We start from the raw sequence: 1,793 nt of genomic DNA on the forward strand, positions 1-1,793 counted from the left end.
TGCCGGAGTACATGGTCCCGTCCGCGTTCGTCGTCCTCGACGCGCTGCCGCTGACCGTCAACGGCAAGCTCGACCGCAAGGCCCTCCCCGCGCCCGACCACACCGGCGGCGCCGCCGGGCGCGCCCCCCGGGACGCCCGCGAGGAGATCATCTGCGGCCTGTTCGCCGAGGTGCTCGGCCTGACCGCGGTCGGCCCCGAGGACCACTTCTTCGACCTCGGTGGCCACTCGCTGATCGCCACCCGCCTGATCAGCCGCCTGCGGACGGTGCTCGGCAACCAGCTGACCGTCCGGGACCTCTTCGAGGCCCCCACCCCGGCCGGCCTCGCGCACCGGGCCGCCGCCGGCGGCGAGAGCCGCCCGGCCCTGGTCCGCCGCGAGCACCCCGCCGAGCTGCCGCTCTCGCACGCCCAGCGCCGGATGTGGTTCCTGCAGAACCTGGACGGCTCGGGCGCCACCTACAACGTGCCGCTGGTCGTCCGGGTCACCGGCCCGCTCGACCTGGACGCGCTGCGCGCCGCCGTCACCGCCGTGACCGGGCGCCACGAGAGCCTGCGGACCGTCTTCACCGAACGGGCCGGCACGGTCTTCCAGGAGGTGCGGCCCGCCCCGACCGCGGCCGGGGCGCTGCACCTGGTGGCCTCCGGCGAGCAGACCCTCGCCGCCGACATCGAGGCGGCCGTCCGCCACGGCTTCGACCTCTCGGCCGAACTGCCCCTGCGGGTCAGCGTGTTGGAGATCGGTCCGGCGGACCACGCGATCGTGCTGCTCTTCCACCACATCGCGGGCGACGAGTGGTCGATGCTGCCGTTCATCGAGGACCTGAACGCCGCGTACCTCGCGCACGGTGCCGGCCTGGCCCCCGACTGGGCGCCGCTTCCGGTCCAGTACGCCGACTACACCCTCTGGCAGCAGGAACTGCTGGGCTCCGCCGAGGACCCGGACAGCCTGCACAGCCGGCAGGTGGAGTTCTGGAAGCAGGCCCTGGCCGGTCTGCCCGAGGAACTGCCGCTGCCCACCGACCACCCGCGCCTGCCGACCGCCGGCCACCGCGGCGACACCGTGTACGCCCAGGTGCCGCCGACCGTCTACCGCGGCCTGCGGGAGGCCGCCCGGGCCACCGGCACGACCACCTTCATGGTGCTCCAGGCGGCCGTCGCCACCCTGCTGCACCGACTCGGCGCCGGCACCGACATCCCCCTCGGCGCCCCCGTCGCGGGCCGCTCGGACGCGGCGCTGGACGGCCTGGTCGGCTTCTTCGTCAACACGCTGGTGCTGCGCAACGACCTCTCCGGCGACCCGACCTTCGCCGAACTCCTCACCCGGACCAGGGAGTCGGACCTGGCCGCCTTCGCGCACCAGGACCTGCCCTTCGACCGCCTGGTCGAGGCCGTCAACCCGCCCCGGGTGGCCGGCCGGCACCCGCTGTTCCAGGTGATGCTCGGCTACCAGCACAACGACGGCCAGGGCGGCAGCCTGCTCGGCCTGGAGAGCCGGATCCTGCCGTTCGAGCTGGGCGCGGTGAAGTTCGAACTCGACTTCAACTTCGAGGAGACCTCCGTCTCCGAGGAGATCGACATCGCCTTCGAGTACGCGGCCGACCTCTACGACCGCACCACCGCCGAGTCCCTGGTCGAGCGACTGCTCGCCCTGCTGGAGCAGGTCGCCGCCGGCCCGGGCCGCCGGATCGGCTCGTTGGATGTGTTGACGGTGGGTGAGCGGGGTCTGGTGTTGGGGGAGTGGGCGGCGACGTCGCGGGTGTTGCCGGATGCGACGGTGGCGGATCTGTTGGCG

General features: G+C 73.5%; 1 protein-coding gene. It reads left to right on the forward strand.

All coding sequences use genetic code 11. From position 1 onward, the window contains the following. Nucleotides 1–1,793, forward strand: a 1,793-nt coding sequence (locus tag ACIOFR_RS42195) for a condensation domain-containing protein (protein ID WP_401006141.1), incomplete at both ends; no start/stop codon positions are given.

The sequence above is a fragment of the Kitasatospora sp. NPDC088346 genome (assembly GCF_044740765.1).
Lineage (GTDB): Bacteria > Actinomycetota > Actinomycetes > Streptomycetales > Streptomycetaceae > Kitasatospora.